The organism is Proteiniborus ethanoligenes (assembly GCF_900107485.1).
Taxonomy (GTDB): Bacteria; Bacillota; Clostridia; order Tissierellales; family Proteiniboraceae; genus Proteiniborus; species Proteiniborus ethanoligenes.
Window position 1 is genome coordinate 1 of record NZ_FNQE01000038.1, and the last position, 1955, is coordinate 1955.

A 1955-nucleotide genomic window follows, 5' to 3' on the forward strand; every position below is an offset into this window, starting at 1 on the left:
TATTTCAAGATCCTTTTCGCCTAATAGCTTCTTTAGTTGCTCATTCTCCTTATCTAAGGAGGAATTAGTGCTATAATCTATATTAAGAGGATTATTCGTTTTGTTAGCTTCCTTTGATTCTCTAACCCATCTTGTAACCGTGCCTGGGACAATATCATGCTTTCTTGCTACTAAAGTTGCATTACCAACTTCCTCTACTTCTTTAACAATTTGACGTTTAAATTCTTCTGGATATCTTGTATTTTTGCTTCTCATTCTGGCAACCTCCTGTTGATTATATTTTACTATAATCGTGTGTGATTGTCCAAAACGGTTAGGGGGCTAAATAGGATGATAATATTAGTATAGTTAATATCTTTCATTTCTTTAAAACTTCAGTTTTTTATTACTTTCGCTATCAAATAAGCTATTTCATTTTGAGCATGACTAGGGATTTCTTTTCATTAATTAATTCTTATTGTTCCCATAGAGTTTATTTTATTATGGAAAGATTACAATATATATTTAATATTTTTTGGAGGTGTAATTTTGAATTCTGATGAATTACAAAGTAAAAAGCTAGACGAACTGCGTCAGTTAGCTAAGGAACTAAACATTAAAAGCATAACAAAATATAAAAAAGATGAGTTAATAGATTTAATATTAGAAAACTCTACTAAAGAAGAGCCTCAGGCAATTAAACCCTTAGAGGATGAAAAAAGCGGCTTTACTTTACCTGAAACTATTGCTAAAAGACCCCATGAAAAGCCTAATGGAGCACTTGAACAAGGTAAGGAGCCAACAGAAGCAGAGGGTATTTTGGAGCTTCATCAAGATGGTTATGGATTTTTACGTTCTCAAAACTATTTGTCAGGTGAAGATGACATTTATGTATCTCCTTCTCAAATAAGAAGATTTAATTTGGGTACAGGAGACAAAATATATGGTATAACAAGGCCACCAAAATCAGGTGAAAGATACAGAGCATTATTATATGTAAAAAAAGTGAATGGAGAAAATCCAGAAACTGCAACTAAAAGACCAGATTTTGATACATTGACTCCTATATTTCCAAACAAGAGAATCACCCTTGAGACAAATCATACTGAGCTATCAACAAGATTATTAGACCTTATAGCACCTATAGGAAAAGGACAAAGAGGTATGATCGTAGCACCACCAAAGGCAGGTAAAACTACTTTCCTTAAAAAAATTGCCAACGGAATCGCACAAAATCATCCTGAAATTGAAATAATAATTTTATTAATCGATGAAAGACCAGAAGAAGTTACTGATATGAAAAGATCTGTTAAGGGCGATGTGGTTTATTCTACCTTTGACGAGCTACCAAGCAACCATGTAAAGGTTGCAGAAATAGTCCTTGAAAGGGCAAAAAGATTAGTAGAGCATGGAAAGGACGTAGTTATACTTCTAGACAGTATAACTAGACTTGCAAGAGCATATAACCTTGTAATACCTCCTACAGGTAGAACGTTGTCTGGAGGAATAGACCCCGGTGCATTACATAAGCCTAAAAGATTCTTTGGAGCAGCTAGAAACATAGAAGAAGGCGGAAGCCTTACAATATTAGCTACTGCTCTTGTAGAGACAGGAAGCAGAATGGATGATGTGATTTTCGAGGAATTCAAAGGTACAGGAAATATGGAAATCCATTTAGATAGAAAGCTTTCAGAAAAGAGAATATTCCCAGCCATAGACATAAATAGGTCTGGCACTAGAAGAGAAGATTTACTTATGAATCAAAAAGAACTAGAAACCATATGGGGAATCAGAAAAGCCCTAAGCAATGCTCCAATATCAGAGGTTACAGAAACCTTAATAAATCAATTGGTACAGACAAAAAATAACAGCGAATTTATAGGAAGCATAAGAAACAAGATTTGGGAGTAGAACAGCGGTTGAACAGTAGTTGAACAGTAGTTAAACAGTAGTTAAACAGTAGTTAAACAGTAGTT

The 1955-nt window shown here is 34.2% G+C and carries 2 protein-coding genes; one reads left to right on the forward strand and one right to left on the reverse strand.

The window, feature by feature from the left end; all coding sequences use genetic code 11:
• On the reverse strand, positions 1-255 hold a 255-nt coding region (locus tag BLV37_RS13235; protein WP_091727595.1), incomplete at its 3' end, for a transposase.
• Between the two features lie 273 nt (positions 256-528).
• Here BLV37_RS13235 and rho point away from each other — a divergent pair.
• On the forward strand, positions 529-1890 hold the full coding sequence (rho, locus tag BLV37_RS13240; RefSeq protein ID WP_091732469.1) for a transcription termination factor Rho: 1362 nt from the start codon (positions 529-531) through the stop codon (positions 1888-1890).
• Positions 1891-1955 lie beyond the last annotated feature (65 nt).